Annotated in this window: 21 protein-coding genes and 1 pseudogene; 7 read left to right on the top strand and 15 right to left on the bottom strand. The window is 64.9% G+C overall.

The features are described from left to right. Window positions 1-89: 89 nt before the first annotated feature. From DY218_RS35815 to DY218_RS11210, 7 genes and pseudogenes are all read right to left on the bottom strand, one after another. Window positions 90-158, bottom strand: a pseudogene (locus tag DY218_RS35815) (transposase); the annotation flags it as partial. A 251-nt stretch (window positions 159-409) separates the two neighbouring features. Then, window positions 410-1,153 (bottom strand): N-acetyltransferase, encoded by a 744-nt coding sequence (locus DY218_RS11235; RefSeq protein WP_128555810.1) that lies wholly within the window; start codon window positions 1,151-1,153, stop codon window positions 410-412. 11 nt (window positions 1,154-1,164) lie between these two features. Continuing rightward, complete coding sequence (locus tag DY218_RS11230; protein WP_128555809.1) at window positions 1,165-2,484, bottom strand: condensation domain-containing protein; 1,320 nt, start codon at window positions 2,482-2,484, stop codon at window positions 1,165-1,167. A gap of 7 nt (window positions 2,485-2,491) precedes the next feature. Further along, window positions 2,492-3,961 (bottom strand): AMP-binding protein, encoded by a 1,470-nt coding sequence (locus tag DY218_RS11225; RefSeq protein ID WP_128555808.1) that lies wholly within the window; start codon window positions 3,959-3,961, stop codon window positions 2,492-2,494. A gap of 26 nt (window positions 3,962-3,987) precedes the next feature. Next, a complete protein-coding gene (locus DY218_RS11220; protein ID WP_158574020.1) occupies window positions 3,988-5,211 on the bottom strand; it encodes an MFS transporter in 1,224 nt (407 codons plus the stop codon). Window positions 5,212-5,361: 150 nt separating this feature from the next. Then, a complete protein-coding gene (locus DY218_RS11215; protein ID WP_128555806.1) occupies window positions 5,362-5,598 on the bottom strand; it encodes a phosphopantetheine-binding protein in 237 nt (78 codons plus the stop codon). Window positions 5,599-5,904: 306 nt separating this feature from the next. Beyond that, window positions 5,905-6,915 (bottom strand): LLM class flavin-dependent oxidoreductase, encoded by a 1,011-nt coding sequence (locus DY218_RS11210; RefSeq protein ID WP_267899370.1) that lies wholly within the window; start codon window positions 6,913-6,915, stop codon window positions 5,905-5,907. A gap of 68 nt (window positions 6,916-6,983) precedes the next feature. On the opposite strand from DY218_RS11210, the gene DY218_RS11205 reads away from it, so the two are divergent. Genes DY218_RS11205 through DY218_RS11185 form a run of 5 tightly spaced genes read left to right on the top strand, consistent with a single transcriptional unit; the run spans window position 6,984 to window position 11,732 of the window. Further along, complete coding sequence (locus DY218_RS11205) at window positions 6,984-8,009, top strand: aldose epimerase family protein (RefSeq protein WP_233521509.1); 1,026 nt, start codon at window positions 6,984-6,986, stop codon at window positions 8,007-8,009. Then, complete coding sequence (locus tag DY218_RS11200) at window positions 8,006-8,653, top strand: Type 1 glutamine amidotransferase-like domain-containing protein (RefSeq protein ID WP_128555804.1); 648 nt, start codon at window positions 8,006-8,008, stop codon at window positions 8,651-8,653. Before DY218_RS11205 ends, DY218_RS11200 begins: the two co-directional genes overlap by 4 nt. A gap of 12 nt (window positions 8,654-8,665) precedes the next feature. Then, window positions 8,666-9,160 (top strand): GNAT family N-acetyltransferase, encoded by a 495-nt coding sequence (locus tag DY218_RS11195; protein WP_233521508.1) that lies wholly within the window; start codon window positions 8,666-8,668, stop codon window positions 9,158-9,160. An 18-nt stretch (window positions 9,161-9,178) separates the two neighbouring features. Then, entirely contained in the window at window positions 9,179-10,390 is a 1,212-nt protein-coding gene (locus DY218_RS11190) for a GTP 3',8-cyclase MoaA family protein (RefSeq protein WP_128555803.1), read from the top strand. A gap of 13 nt (window positions 10,391-10,403) precedes the next feature. Further along, the gene (locus tag DY218_RS11185; protein ID WP_128555802.1) at window positions 10,404-11,732 is read left to right on the top strand and encodes a glycosyltransferase; all 1,329 of its coding nucleotides are present in this window, start codon (window positions 10,404-10,406) and stop codon (window positions 11,730-11,732) included. 74 nt (window positions 11,733-11,806) lie between these two features. Here the strand turns inward: DY218_RS11185 and DY218_RS11180 are convergent, their stop codons facing one another. The 8 genes from DY218_RS11180 to DY218_RS11145 form a co-directional block, all read right to left on the bottom strand. Then, window positions 11,807-13,153: an aldehyde dehydrogenase family protein gene (locus DY218_RS11180; RefSeq protein WP_128555801.1), complete on the bottom strand. Its 1,347-nt coding sequence runs from the start codon at window positions 13,151-13,153 to the stop codon at window positions 11,807-11,809. Window positions 13,154-13,182: 29 nt separating this feature from the next. Then, a complete protein-coding gene (locus DY218_RS11175) occupies window positions 13,183-14,775 on the bottom strand; it encodes a class I adenylate-forming enzyme family protein (protein ID WP_128555800.1) in 1,593 nt (530 codons plus the stop codon). Further along, window positions 14,768-15,043 (bottom strand): phosphopantetheine-binding protein, encoded by a 276-nt coding sequence (locus tag DY218_RS11170; protein WP_128555799.1) that lies wholly within the window; start codon window positions 15,041-15,043, stop codon window positions 14,768-14,770. The genes DY218_RS11175 and DY218_RS11170 overlap by 8 nt, the downstream gene beginning before the upstream one ends. Next, window positions 15,043-15,471: a cupin domain-containing protein gene (locus DY218_RS11165; protein WP_128555798.1), complete on the bottom strand. Its 429-nt coding sequence runs from the start codon at window positions 15,469-15,471 to the stop codon at window positions 15,043-15,045. The genes DY218_RS11170 and DY218_RS11165 overlap by 1 nt, the downstream gene beginning before the upstream one ends. Before the next feature lie 46 nt (window positions 15,472-15,517). After that, window positions 15,518-16,597 carry an SIS domain-containing protein gene (locus DY218_RS11160; protein ID WP_128555797.1) on the bottom strand — a complete coding sequence of 360 codons (1,080 nt, stop codon included), beginning with the start codon at window positions 16,595-16,597 and terminating at the stop codon, window positions 15,518-15,520. Further along, window positions 16,597-17,430: a BtpA/SgcQ family protein gene (locus DY218_RS11155; protein ID WP_128555796.1), complete on the bottom strand. Its 834-nt coding sequence runs from the start codon at window positions 17,428-17,430 to the stop codon at window positions 16,597-16,599. The genes DY218_RS11160 and DY218_RS11155 overlap by 1 nt, the downstream gene beginning before the upstream one ends. After that, window positions 17,423-18,892, bottom strand: a complete 1,470-nt coding sequence (locus tag DY218_RS11150) for a pyridoxal phosphate-dependent aminotransferase (protein WP_233521507.1) — start codon at window positions 18,890-18,892, stop codon at window positions 17,423-17,425. The genes DY218_RS11155 and DY218_RS11150 overlap by 8 nt, the downstream gene beginning before the upstream one ends. Before the next feature lie 208 nt (window positions 18,893-19,100). Continuing rightward, window positions 19,101-19,826: a TauD/TfdA family dioxygenase gene (locus tag DY218_RS11145; RefSeq protein WP_158574018.1), complete on the bottom strand. Its 726-nt coding sequence runs from the start codon at window positions 19,824-19,826 to the stop codon at window positions 19,101-19,103. Between the two features lie 524 nt (window positions 19,827-20,350). Between DY218_RS11145 and DY218_RS11140 the strand changes: the two genes are divergently transcribed. Together DY218_RS11140 and DY218_RS11130 are read left to right on the top strand one after the other, a co-directional pair. Beyond that, entirely contained in the window at window positions 20,351-22,213 is a 1,863-nt protein-coding gene (locus DY218_RS11140) for a non-ribosomal peptide synthetase (RefSeq protein ID WP_158574016.1), read from the top strand. A gap of 705 nt (window positions 22,214-22,918) precedes the next feature. Further along, on the top strand, window positions 22,919-24,142 hold a 1,224-nt coding region (locus tag DY218_RS11130), incomplete at its 5' end, for a hypothetical protein (RefSeq protein WP_233521506.1). Between the last annotated feature and the right edge of the window lie 431 nt (window positions 24,143-24,573).

The raw sequence follows: 24,573 nt of genomic DNA, 5'->3' as shown, positions 1-24,573 counted from the left end.
ACGGCTTCCGCCGCCCACTGGACCTCATCAACCTCAACTGACCTGCACCAACGCATGATCAATCAGACTCTGAAACCGCCCTGGTCCGGCAACGTCGGCTCGATCAGGGCCCATCGGGCGTCGGACAGGTCGCTGGGGTACGGCTTCCGCTGGATCACGCCGTAGCGTGATCATGTACTGCGCCAGAAGGCGGCGCTCCGCCGCTCCTCAGGCGTTTCCATGATTTTTTCGAACCAGACGGACTTCAGAGCGTAACTACGGATGAGGCAGGCAGCCGAGTTCGCGACCTCCGAGGGTGCGGTAGTCGCCTACCCGTTCATACGCCTCAAAATATGACACGGATGAAAGATTCTTACCGGGCCTGACCTGCGTAAACGCCTTCTTACGTCCGGCCGGTCGTCGGGTCCGGTCACAGCACGTGCCGCACCCACACGTTCGGTTCGACATACACCGCGTACCCGCGCTCCGGCTCACAGTGCACCGGTACAAGCGCCCCCGGCACCTCGACCGTCCCCTCCGTGTCAAACGGCAGACCGGTCCACTCCCGCCACTGGGCCATCGAACCCGACACCGTCATCGACGCGTGCGCTACCTTCTCGATGATGCCGCCTGCCCGTACGTGCACCCGCAGCCACGGGTCGACAGGCAGCCCGTCGTCCCGCTCGCGTCGCACGTAGGTATCCATTTGCGTGGCCGGTTCGAGATGCTTGGCGCTCGGGCGCACGGGAACGACGACCTCGGCGAAGCCACGTGCACGGCTGCGGTCGCATATCGCGGCGAGCATCAGTCCAGACATGCCTTGACCGAGAAAGTCCTTCGCAACGGTGATCTCGAGTGCAGTCATCGTGTCCGGCTTCCTCCGGTACCACAGATCCGAGAACGCCCACAGTATGACCTGGTCCCAGCCGCCGTCAGGCAACTCCCCCCGGCCGCGGACGTGCAAAGCAAACGGCACGGTGTACGCTCGCGCGGCGAGTGCGCCCTGCTCGTCCGTGGCGATCAGGACATGCTCAGGCAGCTCCTTGATGATCCGGCCGATCATCGATGAGGCGACCGGGTCGTTCCCGATGAACTCCGGCCAGCTCTCTTCCATCCGGAAGAGCGGCGCAAGGAGTTCGGGCCGCTCAGCCAGCGTCGTGATCTTTAGTTCCATATCCATCACCTTCACGACGGCCCGGTCCGCAACGCGAGCAAGGTGCCCGTCAAGGCACTCAGCACATCATGGCCCGCGGTCTCCGACAGCAAGTCCTCACGCCAGCGCGCCGCGATAGTCCATCGGCCGTCCCTCGACGGCTCGAGCTCGACGACCAGTCCATAGCCCGCCCGTGGGGCTCGTACTCGCACTGGCTGGAAGACGACTTCCGTGTCGCCGAATGTACCGGCGGGCAACGGGGCTTGGAGGGTGGCCATCACCTCGAACAGGTCTGACCGCTGAAGCTTCAGAGAGCGGGCCACCTCATTGAAGGGGGTGCGGGCGCGTCGTAGGCCACGCAGAACGGTGCGATTCACTGCTGCCAGGCGATCGGCCGGCTCACCCGTAAGCGCCTCGTCTATCGGTACGACCATGGGATTGACGAAGCTCCCCAGAGTCGATGCGTACTCCGGCTCGAACCGGCCGGATGAGATCGTGCCGATGTTCGTCCCGTTCGCACCGAAGACCTCCCCCAGCGCGCGCGCAGTTCCATAAAGCAGCGCAGACAAGGGGATCGCACGCACAGTCTGCAGCCCTACACATACGGATTCGACCTGCTGGCCATCTAGGACGACCTCGTGTTCTCCTCGGCGCCCCTGATCCGCATCGGGAACCGGGAACAGCCTGGGGCGCTCGCCTACCAGCAGTTCGCGCCAGAACGGGACGTCCTTCTCCGCCCAACTCGCCATGTGTTGGTACTGCCAGTCGGCGTATGCTAGATAGTCGGGAAGGCTGGTCAACGCCGGGACGTCGCCGCGGCACCTCGCCTCGTATGCCTTCCCCAGTTCATCCAGCAGGATCAACTCGGACTGCCCGTCAAACGCTATGTGATGCACACTCAGGCAGAGCAGCCACCGCTCCGCATCCAGATGCGCCAGCCGGGCCCGCAGCGGGGGGTGGCACTCCAGGTCGAACGGCATGTCCCACCAATCAGCACAGAGCTCCGCGGCGATCTGCCCCACGGGACGCGCGGTGTCTGTCACGGGAACGGTGACCAGTGGGATGCGCTCGGGATCGAAGGGCAACACACGTTGCCCAGGGCCCAGGTCTCCGTCCCAGGTGTACACGGTGCGAAGAATGCCATGCCGTCGCACCATGTCATCGAAGGCCAGGGCCAGGGCTGTGGGATCGAGCGGGCCGGTGAGCAGATAGGGCAGCACCAGTTGGTTGTCGTCTTGGCCTGGCATCAGCCCCTCGTCCAGCAAGAACCGCTGTTGGGTGTGTGAGAGCGGCGCCGGGGAGGGCGTGTTGGCAGAGGGGCATCGGGCTGCAGCGGAGAACGAGACAGACATCCCGGCATCACCTTCCTTCCAGTGAGGCTCGGTCAAGCTTGCCGTTCTGGTTGAGCGGGAGGGTGTCTCGCTGTTCCCACGAGACGGGGACCATGTAATCCGGAACCAACTCGGCTACATGCCGCTTCAACTCCGAGGCCTCCAGCGGCGAGCCGGTGTAAACAGCTACCAACTGGGATCCGGCCATCACCACGGCTGCCTCCCGCACGGCCCGGTGGCTGCGGACGGCGGACTCCACCTCGTCCAATTCCACTCGATAGCCGCGCAGCTTGACCTGCCGGTCGACCCTGCCCAGGTGCACCAACTGCCCGTGCTCCATGCGTACTCGGTCGCCCGTTCGATACCAGTCATCCGGTCCGGGCGCGTCACCCAGCAGGGCGTAGGGAGGGAGGCCCGAGACGAAGCGTCCGACATTGTCAGCAGGGTCCACGTAGCTGGAAAGGCGCTGGCCACCCCGGACACAGAGTTCACCCTCCTCCGCGGCTGTCCCGTCCGGGCCAAGGATCAATGATTCCAAGTGCGGGTAGACCGAGCCGATTGGGACCGTGGCGTTGCTGGTGGCTGTCCATTGCGCGGAGTCCGCCGGCAGTCGGTATCTGGCGCAGACCCCGGCCAACTCAGTCGGTCCGTAATTGTTCTCAATCACGCTGCCCAGAGCGCTCTCCTTCCAGGCGGAGGCCGCCTCGTAAGTGAGCTGCTCACCACTGAACATGCTCCAGCGCAGTTCTGGCAGGGCTGCTGGGCGCAGGGAACGAGTGCCCTGTGCCAGACTGATCACCGAAGGGACCGTGTCCAGGTGAGTGATCGAGTACTCGCGCAGGAATCGTACGGGGGCCATCCAGGCCAGTCCGGCGGCCACCACCACGGTGGCTCCCGAGGCCCATGCTGCGAAGATCTCAAAGACGGAAGCGTCAAAGGTCAGATCAGCCACCTGAGCCATGCGCGCGCCCGGCCCAAGTTCATAGAGGTCCACGACGTGAGTGATGTAGTCGGCCAATGAGCCGTGCCGTACCGGCACACCCTTGGGCTTGCCGGTCGAACCTGAGGTGTAGATGAGGTACGCCTCGTCGGCTGACTTGATTTCCACTCGGGCTGCCGCGCCCCCGCCCGCCAAGTCCGCAATTTGATGAATCGTCACCCCCCGGTACGCGTCTGGATCCGACCCTGCGGCGTCGATGAGGATCCGTTCTGGAGTCGCCTCGCTCACGATGTGAGCAACCCTGCTGGTCGGCCAGCGGGAACTGAGGGGAAGGACCGCTCCACCAGCACGGAGAACGCCCAGGTACGCCGCGTAGGTTTCAGGGGACTTCGCGAAACTCAACCCCACCCGTCCTGGTCGGGCTCCGAAGGCGGCGGCAATACGTCCTGACCAATCCCACAGATCGGCGTACGAGAGTTCCTGCCTGCCTATTCGCAGCGCAGAAAGGTCCGGATACCTGGATGCCGTCTCCTCGATAGCACTGACGATGTCGCGCATGACGCCTGTTCCTCCCCAGATATCACTCAGTTGGTAACGGACTCTGCGGGGGTCCGTAGCTGCCGGACGCTCGGATACGTAAGGCTCGCCAGGCCCGACACTGCGGCCACAAGAGCCATGGTGCAGAGCACTACGGCTGCCCCACCCACGGAGACCGCAGCGCCGAGGGCGTATCCGATGGGGCGCGGCACCATCGAACAGAGCCAGTCGTAGGAAGAGACCTTGGACAGGGACTCATCAGGCACCTGAGACTGCAGGGTGGTGACCCACAGAGAATCGGAGGCAGTCGTCCCCACGCCAGCCAATGCCACAGCGACGACTTGAACTGCCAACGGTGCGCCGAGCGCAACCAGAAGCAGGGCGGGCAGCAGCAAGAGCTCGGCCAGGCGGCCGACGAGGATGGGTCGACGCGGCTGGTATCGAAGGAGAAGGATGTCGCCAACCACGCCACCGACCCCGAGCGCAGCGATGACGACGGACCAGCTGAATGCGCTTCCGCCTTGATCTCGAGCGACGACAGGCCCGACAATCATGAACGCCCCGAGTCCGATGTGCGTGCACGTGATCACGGCAATGCTGGTCCAGATCCACGGGGTTGTACGAACCAAACGGAAACCGTCACCCAGCTCCTTAAGCATGTTGCTGTCGGGCTGAGGCTCCCGCGGAGGCAGCTTGAGCAGGAGCGCAAACCACGCGCTGCACACAAATGTCAGGCCGTCCAGGGTCATGGCCCAGCCCGCACCCACAGTGGCGACCAACGCGCCGGCCACGAGCGGGCCAATGATCGTGGCTATGCCTCGCGTCATGGACAGCAGGGAGTTGGCTCGCTGCATCTGATCCTTGGGAACGGTGAAACCGGTGACACCGGACGAGGCGGGCAGGTGAAAGGCCTGAGCTGTTCCGAAGAGCATCTGAAGCACGATGAGCAGGAGCAGGTTGATTTCTCCGACGAGCAGCATGATGCCGACGCCCAGCTGCGCCAGTGCCCGGACACCATCCATGGTCGCCATGACTCGGTGTCGAGGCACACGATCACCCCAGACACCACCAATGAGCAGAAAGGCCATCAGCGGGATGGTCGAGGCGCCCAGGGCGATGCCGGCAGTTGCGCCGGATCCGGTGGCCTCGAGCAGTCCCAGGGTGAGGGCCACGAGGCTGACCATGTTCCCGAACACCGAGACGGAGAACCCTGCGTACTGATATCTGAACTGCCTGTACTGGAAAGGCGTGAACGCCTGCTTCAATTTCATGGACTCTCCGGTGTGAACAAGTGGGGGTGGCAGCAGCGAGTCCAGTCCAGGCTGGCGCAATCTCCGCGAAGGCGATCTCGTCGACCGCATGTACGCCGCGGATTCGCCGGAGCCCCTGATTACGAGTGCAGGGGCGGGGAGGGAACCCGCCTACCGCACCTCAGAACGAGCCAGGTCGAGCAACACGCTCAGTCGGCCGTCGAGGAAGAAGTCCTCCAACGAGAGTTCCACGCCGAGCCGGGACTCGATCCGCTCGACGAGTGTGACCGCCAGCAGGGAATTTCCCCCGAGGTCGAAGAAGTTTCCTTCGAGAGACGGAGTTACCAAGCCGAGCATGCTGCACCACTCCGCCGCAACGACACCCTCGACCGTGGAGTTCCCTGCCATGTTCCGATCCTTACTGTTCTAAACAACCGCCCACACCGGCGAGAGGATCGCGCCTCTGCGCGTCCTGCAGCGATCAAGCAGCTAAGGGTGATCACCAGCGGCTGAAACTGAGGTTTGCGAGCTCCGCCCGGGATTCCTCAACAGCGAGCTGATTCTCCGCCCCATATACAAGAATTCCGCTCGGCGACGTAAAGCCCTTACGAGCCAGCCTCAGAAAGAGCCAATCACCAGTCAAGGAATTGTTTGCGGAGCACCTTTACGGAGGCTAGCCGGACACACACCCCAAGATCAATAACGTAATGGTAACTATCGAGGCACCTCCGCCGAATCGGCAGCCCGGAGCGCGGGCGCGACATGTCCAGCGAATAGCTCCATCGTCCGCCAGTCCACTGGCGGCCGGAAGCCAATCAGGAAGTCGCGCACACCCAGACGCAGATAGGGGAGCAGGTCGGCGACACACTGGTCCGGGGTGCCGAAGGTGAGATACTCACTCAGATCCGGCGAATCGGGCGGAAGAATCTGAAGTCGCTCCCGGCGCCGCCTCTCCGCCTCCCACTCGGTCTCCGCCAGCACGGCCCGGAACGTGATTGAAGGTCGTATTTCTCCAGGATCACGGCCATTTTCAGAACAATGACGGGCGATAATGTCCAACTTACGCCGATATACTCCCTCGTCGGTCACCAGCATGTTCCACACGTCGGCGTGCTTTGCCACGATGCCCAGCATCCGCTTCTCCCCGCCACCACCGATCACTAGCGGCAGATGAGGTTGCACCGGCTTAGGTTCCAACCGCGCATCCCGCAGTGTGAAGTGCTTGCCATCGAAGGTCGTGCACTCCTCAGTCCAAAGACTGCGCATGACGTGGCAGGACTCCTCGAGCATGTCCAGCCGATCCTGGGGGGCCGGGAAATCGATCCCGTACTGCTCGTACCCAAAGTCGAAGCCGCCGGCCCCCAGGCCGAACTCGAGCCGTCCGTCGGATACGTGGTCGATAGTTGCGGCCATGGCCGCGGCGAGCGCAGGGTGGCGCCACGTCATCGTCGACACGAGCATCGCGCAGCGGATGCTGTCGGTGCGGGCCGCCAACGCCGAAAGGAGCGTGGGTCCGTCGAAACAAGGACCCTGCGGACCACCGAGTTGAGGGCGGTAGTGGTCGAAAAGGGACACCCAATCATAGCCCAGCTCCTCTGCCCGCTGCCATAGCTCGAGGCCCTCGGAGAAGCTCCGATACTGCTGCCCTGAGTGCACGCCAAATCTGATCAAAATGCCCCCTTCGGTCGGACTGTGAGGCAAGGCGCAACTGGAGAGTTGCGCCACTCGCTGCAGGACGCATCTTGCATGATCCCGGAAGGGGATGGTCCAATCGGCCCAGGAGAACGACAGTGATGGGGGGACTGTTGAAGATTCTGCGCTCTAGCGTCGGCAGGACGGCTGGTCACATCGGCCAAGGGTCGACTAACGTCGATTCCTACACCCTCGACACAGGGCAAGGATTGTCCGTTACTGTCTGGACTTACGGTGCTTCGCTGGTTGAAGTTAGAGTCCCCGATCGGGACGGAGTGCTGGGGAACGTAGTTCTGCGACTCCCGAATCTCCGGATGTACGAAGACCCTGAGATTAACGCCTACATCGGTGCCACAGTCGGCCGGTATTGCCGTTGTGTGAGAAACGGTCGTTTTTCCTTGGATGGGGTCGAGTATGAGCTCGACCACAACGACGGAAGCCATCATTTGCACGGAGGTTCACTCGGCTTCGACAAATACGTCTGGACCGCGGATGCGGAAACCGTGGACGACCGAATGGTGCTCCGGATGGTTCTGCAGAGCCCGGACGGCGACCAAGGGTATCCCGGGGCGTTGACTGCCGAGATTCGGTATGAAGTCGATGCGGACTCCCGGCTGAGCTTCGACTTCCAGGCCACGACAACGGCCAGCACCATCACCGGTTTCACCAACCATGCCTTCTGGAATCTTGGCGGACCAGGGCATACGGTAGATGACCACCAACTGACCCTGAATTCCTCGCGGTTCGTGGCCTTCGACAACCATCTCATGCCCCTGTCGGGGCCACCGCGCTTGCTCGTAGGCACCCCCCTCGACTTCCAGTCGGCACGGGAAGTGGGTGTACAGCGGGTCGATAACTTCTATGTGCTGGACGACGAAGAGTGGGCCGCCGAACTCGTCCATCCCCGTTCGGGGCGGAGGATGCGGGTAACCACGGACCAACCAGGGATCGGGGTGTACACCGGTGACCACTACCGGCTACCGCGCGCCGGGATCTGTCTGGAGACCGGGGCCTGGCCGGATGCCCCCAACCGCCCTGACTTCCCGTCGGTACGTCTCGACCCCGGTCAGACCTATCGGCATCACACCACCCATGAGTTCCACACCATCGGAGAACAAGCGCTATGAGGCTCTACCTCTCTTCCTTCCGCATCGGCAGTCGTCCGGATGAACTGCTTCGCCTGCTCGGCGAGGGACGCAGGACCGCCCTCATCATCAACGCGGACGACTACAAGGGCCCCGAGGGCCGAGCCGCATCCTTGCAGCGGGAAGTGGACGAGCTGAAGGGCATCGGGCTTGACCCGTTCGAGGTCGATCTGCGGCAGTACTTCGGGCGCCAGGACGAACTGGCCGAGGTCCTGTCCGGCGTTGACGCCATCTACGTACGGGGAGGCAGCACGTTCATCCTGCGCCGGGCCTTCGAGCGCAGTGGCGCGGACCAGATCATCTCCCAGCTACTCGCGGACGACGCAGTGGTGTACGCCGGCTACAGCGCCGGACCGTGCATGCTCGGGCCCACTCTGCGTGGCATCGACGGCGAGGTCGATAACCCCAACCTGGTGCCCGAAGGGTACGAGGAGACGACGCTGAGCTGGGACTGCATGGGCGTCCTGCCGTACGTCATCGCCTCGCACTACAAGTCGGACCACCCCGAGTCGGCCGAAGTCGACAAGTCTGTCGAGTACTTCATCAGCCATCACATCCCGTTCATCGCGATCAGCGACGGGCAGGCGATCGTGGTGGAGGGCGACGTACGCACCGTCGTCGGCTGAGCCGGACCATCGATGAGCCCCGTCTGGAACACCACGGGCTCGCCGGCCCTGGTGCATGCTCTGCTCGAAGCGAGCGACACGTACCAGGGCCTACAGACCGGAACTGCCGTACCCCGCCGCCGGTTCGAGACCACTGCAGCCCTTCTTGAACAGGGCGCAGTACACATCCTGAGTGAGGGCGACCGACTCCTCGGCATGTTCACCATGACCGCCACCCCGCGCATGCCCGCGCACCCGGACTTCCCCCCGGCGCATAAGCCAGCCCAACTGAGCCGGCTCGCCGTGGCACCGGAGCTCCTGGCTGCGGGCTCCTTGACCGGAGTCCGTTGTGTCCGCAAGGCCATCGCAGTGGCCAGTGCCCTAGGTGCCGACGTCCTGCGCTCCGAAGCCAATCCCGATCTACAGGGAACCCGTCAGCTGCTCGACCAGCTGGGCTTTTTTCAGCAGGGACCGGTGCACACGGACGAGTCGGGCAGGCGCTTCGTCTACTTGCAGAAGACCTTGTAGCAAGGGAGAGAAATACCCATGACGCAGTACAGACGCCCGCCGATAGTGGAGACGATTCTCGCCGAGGGACGCCCAGTTGTCCTCTTCGGGGCTGGTGACCTCGGTGTCCTGTCTCACTACGCACTGACGGACATGGGCGTGGAGATAGCTTGCTTCGCCGACGGTAGGCATTCCAAACAGGGACAGGTGCTGTCTGGCCTCGAGATCTGGTCCCCCGAGCAGTTGGGGGACCTACCGCAGAACACCCACGTCTTCCTGTGTGGGAACTACCTGGCCACGATGGCCGCCAGACTGCGGGAGATCGGGTTCACCCGCATCCACGACTGCGTCGAGTTGCTGGATGGGTTCGACTTCACCGGCGCGGACGTCGGCTTCGTTCCTTCGCAGATCGAGCGCAAGATCGCTTTCCACAAGCGCGAAGTGCACAAGGCACGAGAGCAGGCCGAGGACACCCTTGTGTTCAAGTACCTGGATGTCGTGGTCACAGAGGCGTGCTCCATGAAGTGCATCGACTGCTCGAACCTCATGCAGTACTACACCAAGCCCAAGCACAGCGACCTCGATCTGCTGGCGAGCGCCGTCGACCGAATCATGGAGAGCGTCGACGGGCTCTATGAGTTCCGAGTGCTGGGCGGTGAGCCCTTCGTCAACCCGCGCGTCCACCGGGTGATCAACCAACTCACCGCGTACGCGGGTGTCGAGAAGGTGGTCATCTACACCAATGGCACCATCGTCCCACGCGGAGAGAACCTGGAGTGTCTGAAGAACGAGAAGGTGGTCGTCGAGATCACCAACTACGGGTCACACTCCAAGAAGCATGACGAGTTGATGGCGACCCTGGCCGAGAATGGCATCCCGCACGTGTCCAAGATCCCGGTCTGGACCGACTCCGGGCGGATCAAGTTCGTCGAACGCAGTGCCTCGGAACTCGATGACATGTTCCACAACTGCAGCGTCAATGACATCCTCACGCTGCTCAACGGCAAGCTGTACCGTTGCCCCTTCTCAGCCAACGGCACCAATCTCGGTGCCATTCCGGAAACATCGGCCGACGTTGTCGACCTTACCGGCGACCTCAAGGGGCCGGAGCTCCGCGAGCAACTGCGCGGTTTGTACAACCGTTCGGGGCATCTGACGGCTTGCGGTTTCTGCAACGGACGCGACTACCGCACTCCGCGGGTCGAGGCCGCCATCCAAACACGCCGCCCGCTGCCCCTGACCGTCGTCTGAACCCGGGCAGCCCATGAGGATCGCCGTCATCCCGATCGACGCGATCGGGCACGTGAACCCTTTGCTGCCCATCGTCGGGGAGCTCGCGGCCCACCCGGACGTCGAGGTGGTTTGCAGCTTTGGTCCGGAGTCCCTAGCCGATCCGTTCACCGCGGCCGGCGCCCAGCACATCTCGCTGGCAGCGGCGTCTGCGGGCCCGACCCCGGCCGGCCTCTCCGATCTCGCCTACAAGAGCTTCGTGCAGCCGCTCCCCGTCGCCTCCCGGCATCTGCAGGCGGTCGCGGAGTTCCGGCCCGACGTCGTGCTCTACGACGTCTTCTCCTTCCACGGAGCCATCGCGGGCAGGACCCTGGACATTCCATCCGTCTCCCTGGTCACCTTCCCCGGATACGGCGCGCTGGGCGAGGACTTCGCCGTCCAACACGGCCGCCCGCACCCCGCGTTGGAGGAGGCCAATGCTCACTATCAGGCGCAGTTCAGTCTGGATCTCCTGGGTGAGGGCCTGCTGCCCACGCTGTTTCCTTCCAAGGACCTTTCGGTTGTCACGAGCATCGAGTCGCTCTCGCGCGCCCCGGACACGTCTACTCCGATTCTCAGAGACCGGCTGGCGCCCTACGTAGGCACTCTGGTGTATGTCGGCCCCTCGGTAGGTCCCGTCCGCTGCTCCCCGCCGCCCCAGCGGTCCGGCCGCGAGACCGAGCGGCGTCTTGACGAGGCTCTTCTGTTCCGAACGCTCGAAGAGGCGAAGGAGCGAGGACGGGCAGTGGTGCTCTTCTCGCTCGGCACCGTCCTCACAGATTTCCGCTTCCACTCCCCCGTCGGCGGTGCCCCCACCGGGCGTCAGTTCCTCAACTCCCTGCTCGCCCGCCTGACAGCTGCCGTCGGAGGGCGGCCGGACCTGCTCGTAGTGGCGGCCGTTGGCACTGAGCTTGCGCGTGAGGAGGAGCCCGAGTGGCCGGACAACTTCCTGATCTCGAACTTCCTTCCACAGCGCGAGATCCTGAATCGTCACGCGGATGTGTTCCTCACCCACCACGGGATGAACTCGACCGCTGAGAGCATCCTCGCGTGTGTGCCGATGGTTTCCCTGCCGGGCGTGGGCGACCAGATCACCAACGCCCAGATCGCCACTGAGCACCGCGCCGCGGTCGCCCCCTGGGATCTACGGAACCCGTACGCGACGGTGACCCCACAGCTGCTGGAAGAGGCAGTCACACAAGCCCTGTCGAGCCCGGTCCACCGAGACGCGTGCGCGTCGCTGCGGGCACAGATGGCGCTGGCGGGCGGCGCACGGCGGGCAGCCGAGCACGTGGTGGCTTTGCCGCACCTCCGCAGCGCCTGATCGCACTGCGCGGCTCAGGCAAGCAGAGGGCCGTTCACCGGATGCCCGGTGAACGGCCCTTGCTCATAACCCGACTACGGCTGATCCACTCGCACGGTTACGCACTTGGGGCGCTGGTACTCGGTGAGGGCCAGCGTGCTCATGTCGGTGCCGTGGCCCGAGCCCCGGCGTCCCCCGTGCGGCAGTTCGGGGGTCTGGTCCAGGTGGCAGTTCACCCATGCCTCTCCGGCATCCAACCGTCCGGCAAGGCTCAGCGCCGTTGCTACATCCATGTTCCAGACGCTGCCTGCCAGCGCGTGCGGCGTGCCGTTGGCCAGTTCCACGGCGTGATCGATGTCACGAGCCTGCTGCACGGTGAGGACAGGTCCGAAGACCTCCTCCATCACGGCCGGGTCATCCTCCGGCAGATCCGCCAGCACCACAGTGGGGCGCCAGTAACCGCCCTCCTCGCCTGCGCCGGGTTTGACGGCTCCGGTGTGCCGGATCCCGGCTGTTGAGCGGGTCAGGATCTCGTCGTACCTGGCGGCCTGATCGGGGTTGTTGAGCGGCCCGAAGTCGATGTTCGCGGTCAGCGCGCTCATCGCCGCGCCGAGGCGAGCCACGGTCTCGGTGTAGTTGTCCTTCAACGTGATGACGCGGGCCGGTGCGGCGCAGCTCTGACCCGCGTTGAAAACAGAGGCTGCCGCCAATGCCGCGTATGTGTACTCCGGGGCGTCCGGCAGGACCAGGGCTGGGCAGTTGCCGCCGAGCTCGAGACTGACCGGCCGCAGTCCTGCTCGCCTGGCGACGTCCCGGCCGCCCGCTGTGCTGCCGGTGAAGGCGATAGCATCAACCAGGCTTTCGACGAGCACACGGCCCGTGTCCCGGTCGCCGGTGGCCACGCTCAGTACGTGTTCACCCAGCAATTCGGTGGCGTCCGCCGCGAGCAGCAGCGCGGTGTCGGGCGTGGTCTCGGCCGGCTTGAGGATCATGGTGTTGCCCACGGCAAGGGCGGGTGCCAGTCTCCACATGGCCATCATCAGCGGGTAGTTCCAGGGGACGACAGCGGCTATCACCCCCAGAGGCTCCCAGCGCACCCAGCTCTCCCGGTCCTCCATCCGGCGTCCCGCCGCGGGAGAGGACTCAGTACGGGCCGCCCCCGCGTAGAAGCGGAGCACGTCGGCTGCGGACACTGTCTCTCCCAGGGCCTCCTGCCAGGGTTTGCCGGTGCCGGCTTGGAGCGTGCGGGCGTACTCGTCCTGGCGGTCCTCGATGCGGTCCGCCAGCCGCAGCAGGCTCTTGGACCGCTGGGCGGGCGAGCGTGAGGCCCAGGCCTCTTGCGCCTTACGTGCGTTCGCGACCAGTTCGGCGACCTGCTGCGCGCCGGACGCCTGGTACTGCAGACGGAGCAGACCGGTCCGGGGGTCGGTGATGTTCAGCATCTGTGCGCCCTTCTTCTGTAAATCGTCGATCAGTCGGACGAGGCCAGCAGACGGCGCAAGTCAAGCCGCAGAACCTTGCCAGTGGCCGTGCGCGGCACCTTCTCCACCCGGACGTACCGGGTCGGCAGCACGGCCGCAGCGAAGTGCCCTGCCACATGCGCGCGGAGCTGGGCGTCGGCCACTTCTCCGGGAGCCGCCACCGCGGCCACAACGGTTTCGCCGAGCAGCGGGTCCGGCAGCGCCGCGCAGGCCGCGTCCTGGACTCCGGGGAGCTCCCGCAGGACACGTTCCATCTCTTCCAGGGACACGGTCTCGCCCCGGACTTTCGCAATGTTTTTGATCCGTCCGGTCAGGAAGAAGACCGGGCGGCCCAGCTCCGGGTCCACGACGGCGTAGCCCAGATCCTGGGAGTGGAACCAGCCGCCCTGGAATGCCTCGTCGGTGGCCTCGGAGTTGTTCGCGTAGCGGGACATCACGTTATGACCGCGCATGCAGATCTCGCCGATCTCGCCGGGCTCAGCCCGTGTGCCGTCCGAGCGCAGCACGGCGACCTCGTTTCCGTGCACGGCCACGCCGACCGAAGGGATGGCAACGTCGATCATCAGCCGTCGGTACCCGCTGTCGGACAGGCCCCGTGGCATGGTCATGGAGAAGTTGGTGGTCTCGGTCAGCCCGTACCCCTGGAGCACCCGTGACCCAAGCCGCTTATGGACGGCCCGAGCCGTCGCGGCGGTCAGCGGAGCCGCTGCGGAGACGAAGTAGCAGAACTCCGGCGGCAGTACAGGGCGGCGCCAGCTCACCGTCAGAGCGTCCAGGATGCTGGGCACCACGCTCGCGACCCGCGGCCGATGCTCAGTGATCAGGGCAGGGTAGGAGAAGGGGTCGAACCTGGCGGCGAGCACAGCATGCGCCCCGGCCGCCAGTGTCCCGAAGAGGGTGAAGTGCACGCCATTCACGTGATGGATGGGCAGGCAGCCCAGGAACGTGTCCCCCGGCTCCAGGCCGTGGTGGAGCATGACGGCCCGTGCGTTGGCAGCGCCGTTGGCGTGCGTCTGGGCCACCAGTTTGGAGGCGGCCGTCGAACCGGACGTGCCGAAGTACAGTGCGTCGTCGGCACTGCGGATCTCCGGGAAGACATGCTCATCGGGTGGGTCGGGCAGCCGCGCCGGATCGGGCAGCCGGACGGCGTCCGGGATGGCGACATCAGGCGCACCCCTCCCATGCAGCACCAGCGATACGCCAAGGGCCGCAGTCTGCTCCGCGAGCCGGGACGCCGGGTCGGCGGGGTTGAGGATGAGGGCGGGGGTGCCGGCTCGCAGGACGCCGAAGAGAGCCAGCACGGAATCGAGGTCGTTGACGAGGGCCAAGCCCACCGCGGTGCCGCCCGCCACCGCACATTCGGTGTGCAGCCAGTACGCGATGCGGCGGCTGTAGCGGTCCAGTTCGCGATAAGTGAGCGAAGTGCTGCCGTCGGCAACGACAGTGAGGTAGGGAGCGTCACCCCGCGCGGTGACGTGGCGGTCCAGATGGTCAAGGATCGAGGAGGGGTAGCCCACTCCGGTAGGGAATGGGCTGCCCCCGAACAGGCCGGCAGCGGCGGCCTCGGTGATCGGGTCACACATCGGAGTCAGTCACCTTGCGTACCGCGTCGGAGAGGGTGCGGACGGTACGGAAGGTCTCACCGTTGATCAGCTCTTCCGGAAGTTCGAGCCCGAGTGCTGATTCGAGTCGCATCAGCAGGCCCACCGTGCGCAGCGAGTCGAGCCCGAGATCGGACAGCGGAACGTCGGCCAGGGCTGCTCCGCCTTCTGGCGCGGGTTCCGGCAGACACTCTCGTACGATCTCGACCACTGACAGCAGCAGCGGGTGAGATCCAGCGGGGCCGCCCATCACTCCTCCACCAGGGTCATGCGCTCGACGGACTCGAGCGGCATGTGCGGGACGCCGAAGGCGAGGATTTCCAGAGGTTCCGGGACGTGCAGGTTCGTCTTGACTCCGTGGGCATAGTTGGCGGGCACGAAGACGGTGTCTCCGGCGCCCATCTCATAGTCCACGCCGTTGATGTGGATGTAGCCACGGGAGTTGAGGACGAAGAGGATGTGCGCACCGGGGTGGGTGTGCAGGTCGAACCGAGAGCCGGACTCCATGATGATGCGATCCGCGCCGATCGGAACCCCGTCCTCTATGAGCTCGCCTGCACCGACCGTGCCGAGGATGCCTGGAATGATCTCGTTCCGAGAGTTCACCAGCTTCACCTCGGGCGAGGTGTAGATGTTCCGGATGTGCTCGTTCGGGTCGAACGTGATGTCCATGCTCATGTTCTTGATTTCTTTCTGGTTAACGAGTGGTCAGACCGCCCTGCCGTCAGGCCTTGGCAGGGCCCGTCGGACGGTGGCTCTGGAAGGGCCTGCGTCCTAGGTGACGGGCCAGCCCCGCGGCCAGGTGTCCTGCGAACAGGTGGTAGACGAGTGGGGAGAAGGGCTCACGCACTGATCCCGGTATCGGGAGGACCTGGAGGCCGGCCGCAAAGAGAGGTTCGTCGTCCTGGGGCAGGAGGATGATCACCCGGCGGCCGAGTGTGGCGGCACGAAGGGCTACGTCCCTGGCGCGCCGCTGCGACTTTCCTGACGGCGCGACGATGACGAGTGGCATGTCCAGGGGGCCTGCGAACCGCTCCACGTGGCACCACTCCTCGAGATCCTGCCCAAAGGCCATAACCCCGGCGCCCTCCACGAGTTTGGCCGCCCCGTACTTCGCTGTGCCCTCGCTGGGTCCTGTGCCCAGAACGCCGATCACCGGGGCATCGGACAGCGCGTGGCCCAGGGCCTCACAGGGGCCGCGCAGAGCCTGCTCTGTGGCGGAGACGGTCGTGGCAAGCGCGACGAGTTCGGCGCACAGCTCTTGAGCAGTGGCCTCGGAACCCGTGTGGGCACTGAGCTGGACCGCGAGCAGAAGCAGTGCGAGCAGACTCGCCTGATACGTGCGGATTCCGGGCGAGGGCTCTGGTTCAGGGAGCGAAACGTCGACGGACGCATCGGCGGCCAGGGCAAGCGGACTGTCGGCGTTGCCGGTCACCGCGATCGCGACCAGCCCGCGATCGCGGGCTGCCGCCGCTGCCTCGAGCACCCGCTCAGTGCGCCCGGAGGCGGACACCAACACGATCAGGCTGTCGCCGGGCGCCTTGGGCAATGTGTCCACGTGGTAGCTGAGGAAGCGCTGGGCCGGCTGCGGTTCGCAGATGACATCGCCGATGAGTTCGAAGGCGGTCTCGGCCGCGCAGCCGGCGTGATAGGAGTCCCCGTCGCCCACGATGCACACCCGCCGCCTGTGGTGTCCACCGAGGCCGCTAAGGGCGGCCTCCACTTGCGCGCGGACTGGTTCCATCAGTGTGGCGAGGTCGATACCAAGACGGCTGGTCTGCCGGGTGAGTACGTCGATGTCCATCAGTGAGCCTCCAGGGAACGCGCTATGTCCACGTAGGCCCGCACTCGTTCAACGTCGATGCGCCCGCCCCAGCCACCTTCCTCAAGGCACGTGCCGACGAAGGCACCGTCTGCTTCGGCCAGCAGATCCACTGCGTTGCCGTGGTTCGTGTGACCCGCAAGGACCACGGGGAGGCCAGGGGCAGAGCGCCTCACTTGGCTGATCAGTTCCAAGGTGCGGGCCGGTTCGGGACGACCGAGGGACGCGGCATCGGCGCCCATGCCCCGGGCAGCGCGGGCGACTTCACCGGCCGCTTTGTCCCCGCCGAACCACTGGAAGTGCATCGAGTCAACCTCGGCGATCAGCCCGACGCCCATAGCGGAGATCCGCTGCCGGTACTCGGCGACCCGGAGCGGGTTCGCATGCACCATCCCGTGCGGAGTCAGTGTCATGCCGACCAGGGCCCCAGCGCGGATGAACGTGCCACCCCCCACCTTGGCCACGGCCAAAGAAGCACTGAGCGCGTTTCGCATGATCTGGACGCCGACCTGAAATCCGCTGTCCGGTCCGCCTCTGACCGGCTCGGCGGTGGCCCGAGCAACGGCGTTCGTGATGAGGCCCATCGCCACCGTGCGTGCCGGATCGCACTCGTCCTCGGTGCTGTACACCTGATCGACCGTCTGGATCAGACAGCCGTCGGCTCCGCCCTGTCGGAGCGCCACGGCCGAGGCAACCGCTCGGTCCAGGATCTCAGCGAAACTGCCTTGCTCGTGGTACGGCGTACCAGGCAGCGGCTGCAGGTGGATCATGCCGATCACAGTCTTGTGCCCTGGGGAGATGCGGAACTCAGGCATGGAGCACCTCGCGGTTGCCGAGAGCGACACCGATGCGTGCGAAGGCGGGCTCCAGCTCTTCCCACGGGCGAGCGGTGGTGAATCGAGCGACTCCGCCGTCGAACCAGAAGTTCAAGATGCCTGGGTAGACCGAGACCCCTGAAGTGCGCAGCAGGTCGCGGAAACATCGGTAGGAGTCGTCCCACTGATCGAAGCGAACCATGGTGTTGATCGAGTACTCAGGCCGCGTGGTCCGCCCCAGCACGGAAAGCTCGGCGACCGACGCGTCCCGGAGCGTGACGAGCGCGGACTCCCTGTCGTGCCGCTCGGCGCGGTAACTGTCGTAGGCGGCTTGCAGACTGTCGAGCCGGAGGCCGTAGGACGACTCGAACTCGTTCAGTTCCGCGGACCCGACTCTGGTGACGCCGGTGAGCATCCAGCGTTCCATCCGGGCCAGCATCTCGATGGCCGTGTAGAGGAAGGACGGCGGGCCGCCGAAGCTGGTGGATGCGTACTCGTAGTAGTCTGCGATGAACGACTTGTCGGCCACGATCCAACCGGCCTTGATGCCAGGGGCCGACCAGTTCTTCGACAGGCTGGAGATCCGGACCACGTTGGAGTTCGCGCGCAGCCTGGACACGGCGCGTGGTGTACCCAGCCACTCGTGACACTCGTCGAGGACGATCAGTGTTGTGGGGAACGCCGCCGTGATCAGGCGCTCAAGGTCCTCCTCGCCCACTGCCGCGCCGGTGGGGTTGGCCGCTGTCTGCAGCAGCACCATCGGGGTGGCCGGCGTGAGCGCGGCGATGAGTGCGTCCACCGACATAGTCCCGCCGTGGTCGGCAAGCGGCACCAGCTCCACGGTGGTACGTCGGGCTATCGCCTCAACCAATGGCGGGTAGTTGGGGATGCCGCAGAGAACGGGAGCTGCCCCGTCCACCGGACGGCCGGTGAAGACGAAGTCGGCCAGGGAGCTCACAGCGAAGGTGCCCCCCATGGTAAGGGCGATGTTCTCTGCGGTGTAGGCGGCGCCCGCGGATCGCGCGTTCTCGTACGCGGCAACGGCCTCACGTGCTGGTATCCGGCCACAGGAGTCGGAGTATCCGTACCAGTCCCTGTCCAGGGCGTAGCGGATGGTGTCCTTGAGAGCCTCCGGCAGACCCCAGCGGAGTTCGTCGACGGAGCCACCGGACAAGATCAGCTCCGCGTCTTCTCGCAGGTCCCCGTAGAGATCCTCGCGGAAGTACCAGTTGAAGAGCTCTTTCACGAAGCGGACTGTGGACCGGGAGCTGAGCACTTCCTGGGCGGCCACGTCGCGTCGGGGACGGGACGCCCGCCACTGCTCGGCCTGCCACGGCCGGGAGGAGTGGATGCCGAGTTCATGCTCGACTCGTCCCAGCCACAAATCGCGTAGCTCCAGGGCATCTTCGGGATTCTTCGCGCGTCGGAAGATGTCCAGGGTCCGGTCGTCGACGACGGGCACGGACGGTCTGTCGTTCTTGAGGGCGGGCGAGGCGTGCGCAATAGTTGCTCGGAGTCCCGGGAGCACATCGATGGGGCGTGCGAGTGGAGTGGTGGCAAACAACTGCATGACGTCTCCGTGGCATGGGTGTGCCGCAATGGGAGTTACCCTGCGGGAAAGTGGTTCAGGCAACGGATCCGCTGTCGTGTGCTGGATCCGAGGGGAGCGGCTATCGGATCCGCAGTCGCTTGAGATGACGCGGCTGGTGAACCATGCGCACCGGCCCCGCGGTACGCCCATGGAAGAACCGAGTGTTGTCCATGACGATGAGGAGTCCGCGAGTCCAGGTAACCCCGTGCGCGTGCCGCCGGTCGTACATCTGCGCAAGGAGCCGACGCAGCGCCTGGTTGACCGCCTCCGGCTCGGCGTCCTCGGCCTCACAGGCCCACTGCAGGGGTGTTCCCTGGAAGTCACGGAAGGAGAAGACCGTGCGACTGCTCGATGCGCGCGCGATGGTCGGCACGTTGTGAGCGCTGTCGTAGCGGGTGTGACCAAGCAGCCGCAGGTCGTCCGGGGAGAGACCTGCGGCAACGGAGACCATGGGGATCAGCACGGTCTGGGCTGAGTCGTCGTCACCGGGTTCGACACACATGAGGACGATGTAGCGGGGCTGGTCTGCGATGCAGCGTCCGCTGCCCTCGCTGTGCAGGCTGAGCGGAGTGGTTCCGAAAGGCTGAAGGTGGATGTCGCCGGTGACGCCGGCATCGGCCACCAGATTGAGGACAACGCCGTCCTCCACGTAGGGCTGAACGGCCGGATCGAGCTCGGGGATTGCCTCACCGAGCAGGGAACCGAGGTGTCGGAAGACAGGGCCCTGCAGAGGAGCGTCCAACTGCACGATGGACAGTCCGTGCTTCTGCAGATCATCCAGGAGCCGTTCGACGCCAGTGCCCATGAATCCCGCAACGGTCTCGGGAAATCGTACGGAAGGGGCCGGCAGAACCGAGTTGGCGGACAACAGGGCATTGCGGAGACCGCAGTGCTGGTCCGTCGGTCTCTCCGTGAATTGACTTGTGAGCATGGTGCCCCCCGGGATGAGTCTTGTCCGGCATCTCCAATGAACGCGGCTCGTTCCCGCGCGCTCACTTCCGGAGCAGGGGGATCCCCTGGCGCGGCCAACGGCGTTGGGGGGCGCATCGCAGCACCGCACAACATTCCGTTCATCGGCGCTGGTCAGTTAACCCCAAAGATCGCCCACTGCCTAGAGCCCATGGTCAATCCATCAAGACTTGCAGCACTATGTCCGTTTCTTGACGGATTGATGGTAAGGGAGGGGGAATGTAGAAGAGCTCAGCAGGGAATTCTCCAGGCCCCCGAGCGCGACAGATGCACGATTCACTCGAAGTTGGTAGATGTACAGTCCAGGTGCTGCGTGAACCGCCGCCCCCTGTTCCAAGGTTGTCTGCCGACGGAGGCACCATGAAGACCACTGTGACTAAGCTGTTCGCCGCTCAGGCTGAAGCGACTCCCGAGTATCCGGCCGTCATTCACCCGGAGGCGGATGAGACCCTTAGTTACCGCACTCTCTCCCTGCAGGCCGACCGCTTCGCACAGGCCATTCTTGAGCACGGTATAACCCCCGGTGCCTTCGTGGCCGTATGCCTTCCTCCCGGTATCAACCGGATCGCTGCATTCCTTGCGGTCTGGAGGGCGAATTCCGCCTACGTGTCCATGGACCCGACACAGCCGGAACGTCGACTTCGCTTTATCGTCGAAGACAGCCACGCTTCCCTTGTAATCACCACGGCCGAACTCGCGGGCCACTTCCCGGAGGTGCCCGTCATGCTGCTCGATGAGGCGCAATCCGATGTTCAGCCTGGTCCAGACCTGAAATCTCCGATGCGGGAAGTTCCAGCTCAGACCACCCACCCGGACGATGCGGCCATCATCTATTACACCTCCGGCACGACCGGAACGCCCAAGGGTGTGGTCGTGCCGCACGCGAGCATCACCCACTTCTTGACGCATGTCAGGGAGCCCTCGCTCACCGTCGGCGACCGGGTGGCTCAGCTCAACAGTCCCGCCTTCGACGCCATCACCTTCGAGATCTGGGGCACCCTCACCTCTGGCGCGACTCTGGTCGTCATGCCACGTGAACTACTCACGGATGGACGGCTGTTGGGCAAGGCATTTCGCAGCCACGGGGTCACCGCGATGATCACCGCTACCTCCGTCTTCCACGAGATTTCCGCGCAGGACCCGACTGCCTTCGCCCCGCTGCGGATGCTGTTGGTCGGCGGTGAGCCCATGGATCCGCAGCGAGCGCGTGAGGTGAAGGTCAACCTCTCGGGCAAGCTGATGAATGTATACGGCCCCACTGAAACCACCACTTTCACTATCTGGCATGAGATTTCCGAGGTGCCCGAGGGAATGCGGCCCATCCCCATCGGACGCCCTTTGGCCGGCCTGCGCGCACAGGTACTCGATGACGACCTCCGTCCTGTACGGGACGGAGAAATCGGCGAACTCTATGTGTCTGGACCATGCCTGACACTCGGGTATTTGAACCGACCCGACCTGACGGCGGCTTCCTTTGTCCCTGATCCGGAACATCCTGGTGAGCAGCTCTATCGCACTGGCGACAGGGCTTACCTGGAAAACGGTGACCTCATTTACGCCGGACGCACCGATCACCAAGTGAAGATACGCGGGTTCCGTATCGAACTCGGCGAGATCGAAACCCAGCTGCTCGCTCACCCAGAGGTGGCCCAGGCATGTGTCATAGTCCGGGGAGAAGGACCCGAGCGATCTCTGGCCGGATTCGTCGTCCCCGCCGCCGCACCCAGTACCGGCGATGCCTCTGACTCGAGCCTCACCACCCGCCTGCGGGACTTCCTGGGCACGGAGTTGCCCCAGTGGATGGTCCCTCACCTGGTGGTGCTGGACCGGCTGCCACTGACGTCGGTCGGAAAGATCGACCGGACAGCCCTGGCTCAGCTCCCCTTGGCTCCGGCGGCACAAGCCCGGGATGCAGACTCCTCCGTCGACGACACAGGTCTCACGCCGCTGGAGGCATGCCTCGGGCAACTGTGGTGCGAACTCATCGGAGTGGAGAACGTCACAGCCGAGGACGACTTCTTCGCGCTCGGCGGGCACTCGATCCTGGTCGGGCGTCTCAACGCCAAGATTCGCTCCACGCTGAACGTACACCCACCCCTCAAGGCCTACTACGCGCATACAACGCTCTCGGATCAGGCACGCATGCTGCTCGCCCACGAGCCGTCCCCCGGCCAGCTCCACAGGACCGTGGTGGACCTCTCCAACAAAGGAGTGCTGGCATGACCACGCCCATCGAACTCTGCGTGGATTCCGAGCAGTTCACCGAGCGCGCAGCCCACTGGACCCCTGCCCTCCCCCTGCCCGTACTGCCGTGTTCGGCACTGGATCGATATCGCTCACTGTTTCCCAGCGGTCGGCTCCCTGAGGTAGCTGAGACTCCCCGCGAAGGCCTGGTGATCTCTGTCGGCGACACTGCAGCGGCGGCAGGCCGCATGCTCGCCGTCGCCACAAGCCGCCCTCACCGCCAGGTGCTTCCCGACCGGCTCATCACAGAACTTGCCGACCATGCCGACGAGTTGGTGGCTGTCGTAGGACTCGCCGGTGATCTTGAGGAGGTGGGTGACTGGGCGGGCGTGTCAGGTGCTGCCGTGGGCGTGCTGACAACCCGGGATCTGCCTGCGCTAAGCTGCCTCATCTACCGCACTCTGACCGTCGAAGCCGTGGGCGAGGAACGTATGTTCATCGCCGCGCACCCCGTGCTCGAAGACTCAGAACTCGCCGACACCGACGAGTTTGACGACCTGGCGCCCCTGAGGGAGCGCCGTCTCAAGGTGGTGGCCGTCAAAGGACTTGGCAAGGAGTGCTGCATAGGTTTGCCCGACGGGATCATTTGCGGGCGCTCCGATGACATCGACGCCCCGTTGCCGGCCTTCTCCTCGGAGTACCGGCACATGCCCTGCATGCAGGGTGCCGGCTGTCACCGCTCGNGACGCCCCGTTGCCGGCCTTCTCCTCGGAGTACCGGCACATGCCCTGCATGCAGGGTGCCGGCTGTCACCGCTCGGACTTGACTGAGGACCAGCGTCTGCCCGCTGCCGAACTCCATGCCACCGTCGTCTTCACCCAGAGTTGCTCGTCCGTGGCCATCGGCACCAATGCCTACCCCAACCACATCGCACTGGGGCTCGGCCTGCTGGAGGGAACGGCCGTGGCAGTGCTCGGCGCCCTTGGCCTGCACGTCGTCCAGCGCAGCGCCCAAACGGAACTTGAAGCAGCCTTGGCCGAAGGCGAACCGCTGGGCCGGATCGCCAGTCGCATGGCTCGGCGGGCGTATCCGATCAACGGCTGGATGAACCGATTCGGCCTGCTCGGCGATCCTGGTGTGGTGCTTAACTGGCCATCCACCACCAGCACTCAGAAGGGGCCCGCCACCGATACACACGTCAACGAAGTCGCAATGCGCGCCCTCGCCGAACTCAACAACGCCGTGCTGCCCAGGCTCGAGAGGCTCAGCTGGCTGGAGCCAGGCATCGACGTGGCCGAGATCGAGAATCTGCGAGCCCGGTCTAGAACCCTGGCCGTGGACCTGCAAGACCCGAAGCTGCCGGCGGCCATGCATGCTCTCGAAGCAGACTTCGCTGCCTTCCAGTTGCGCACAGCCGCCCAGATCGCCAACAGCATCTACGTGCGCGGCTGGGACTACGGCGGTCCCTCACTCAACGGCATGCGCGAAGTTGCCCAGCGACCGGCCTCCTGCCCCAACTGCGGGCGTGACCGAGCTGCAGTGATTACCTTGTGCCACCTGGTGCGCTCAGACCTCGAGATCCAGACCCTTCAGTGCCGCCGATGCGGCGACGTCTGGTGGACCAGCGAAACTGGCGCCCGCACGATCACCCTGGACGGCCCGGTCGACACGGACGCCGTGGGCGGCACCATTGCCCCACTCACCAGGGAGATTCGCAACGATTCGGGCACGGTACTGCGTGGCGGCGTCGGCTTCGCCTTCAATATGCGCAAGTTCCTTGGATTGCCTCCGGAGATATCGGCACCGGTACGCGTTGCGCCCTTCTCCGTTGGATCATTCACCGCCGACGTCAATCTGGTTGACTACGAGCCTCGCCCAGACGTCCACACCGGTGTCTTCGTGGCGGTGGTCAACGGTCATTATTTGGCGTCGAGTTGCATGATGCGGCTGAAGCCCTCCGTGGCCTGACGTCCGGCACCCGCGCCACTGCTTCGACATCCATCCCTTCAGCAGTGCGGCAGAGAAGATCGTCAGCTGCGTGGGAAACGCCATTCGAGCGGCTCGGGGAGTTCGGATGGCGTTCCGGTGATACACCGGTCCCGTCCAGCACGCGCCGGTGGGGGCTCTTTCGGACCCAACTCCTTCTCCAGGCGCAAGAGGTACTCGGTCGGAGAGGTAGCCAACTGCGAGTCCCGTTACTGGGCCGCGCTTCGCCGGAGGGAGGGCACTCCGAAGACCGCCGAGGCACCAGCGGTCATCAGCGGCATACCGACAGGCAATGCTGCCAGGGCGAGCGGAGGCGCCCTGCCCGGCACTCAGGGCGGTTTCAGAGTCTGATTGATCATGCGTTGGTGCAGGTCAGTTGAGGTTGATGAGGTCCAGTGGGCGGCGGAAGCCGT

Source organism: Streptomyces triticagri (genome assembly GCF_003429565.1).
Lineage (GTDB): Bacteria > Actinomycetota > Actinomycetes > Streptomycetales > Streptomycetaceae > Streptomyces > Streptomyces triticagri.
Note: the sequence above shows the minus strand (reverse complement) of the source record. Positions and strands in the feature narration are given on the sequence as shown.

Bases quoted from the DNA above. Each gene is read 5' to 3' on its own strand.
- DY218_RS11235 (WP_128555810.1), bottom strand. From the start codon at position 1,153: ATGGAACTAAAGATCACGACGCTGGCTGAGCGGCCCGAACTCCTTGCG.
- DY218_RS11230 (WP_128555809.1), bottom strand. From the start codon at position 2,484: ATGTCTGTCTCGTTCTCCGCTGCAGCCCGATGCCCCTCTGCCAACACG.
- DY218_RS11225 (WP_128555808.1), bottom strand. From the start codon at position 3,961: ATGCGCGACATCGTCAGTGCTATCGAGGAGACGGCATCCAGGTATCCG.
- DY218_RS11220 (WP_158574020.1), bottom strand. From the start codon at position 5,211: ATGAAATTGAAGCAGGCGTTCACGCCTTTCCAGTACAGGCAGTTCAGA.
- DY218_RS11215 (WP_128555806.1), bottom strand. From the start codon at position 5,598: ATGGCAGGGAACTCCACGGTCGAGGGTGTCGTTGCGGCGGAGTGGTGC.
- DY218_RS11205 (WP_233521509.1), top strand. From the start codon at position 6,984: ATGGGGGGACTGTTGAAGATTCTGCGCTCTAGCGTCGGCAGGACGGCT.
- DY218_RS11200 (WP_128555804.1), top strand. From the start codon at position 8,006: ATGAGGCTCTACCTCTCTTCCTTCCGCATCGGCAGTCGTCCGGATGAA.
- DY218_RS11195 (WP_233521508.1), top strand. From the start codon at position 8,666: ATGAGCCCCGTCTGGAACACCACGGGCTCGCCGGCCCTGGTGCATGCT.
- DY218_RS11190 (WP_128555803.1), top strand. From the start codon at position 9,179: ATGACGCAGTACAGACGCCCGCCGATAGTGGAGACGATTCTCGCCGAG.
- DY218_RS11185 (WP_128555802.1), top strand. From the start codon at position 10,404: ATGAGGATCGCCGTCATCCCGATCGACGCGATCGGGCACGTGAACCCT.
- DY218_RS11180 (WP_128555801.1), bottom strand. From the start codon at position 13,153: ATGCTGAACATCACCGACCCCCGGACCGGTCTGCTCCGTCTGCAGTAC.
- DY218_RS11175 (WP_128555800.1), bottom strand. From the start codon at position 14,775: ATGTGTGACCCGATCACCGAGGCCGCCGCTGCCGGCCTGTTCGGGGGC.
- DY218_RS11170 (WP_128555799.1), bottom strand. From the start codon at position 15,043: ATGGGCGGCCCCGCTGGATCTCACCCGCTGCTGCTGTCAGTGGTCGAG.
- DY218_RS11165 (WP_128555798.1), bottom strand. From the start codon at position 15,471: ATGAGCATGGACATCACGTTCGACCCGAACGAGCACATCCGGAACATC.
- DY218_RS11160 (WP_128555797.1), bottom strand. From the start codon at position 16,597: ATGGACATCGACGTACTCACCCGGCAGACCAGCCGTCTTGGTATCGAC.
- DY218_RS11155 (WP_128555796.1), bottom strand. From the start codon at position 17,430: ATGCCTGAGTTCCGCATCTCCCCAGGGCACAAGACTGTGATCGGCATG.
- DY218_RS11145 (WP_158574018.1), bottom strand. From the start codon at position 19,826: ATGGGCACTGGCGTCGAACGGCTCCTGGATGATCTGCAGAAGCACGGA.
- DY218_RS11140 (WP_158574016.1), top strand. From the start codon at position 20,351: ATGAAGACCACTGTGACTAAGCTGTTCGCCGCTCAGGCTGAAGCGACT.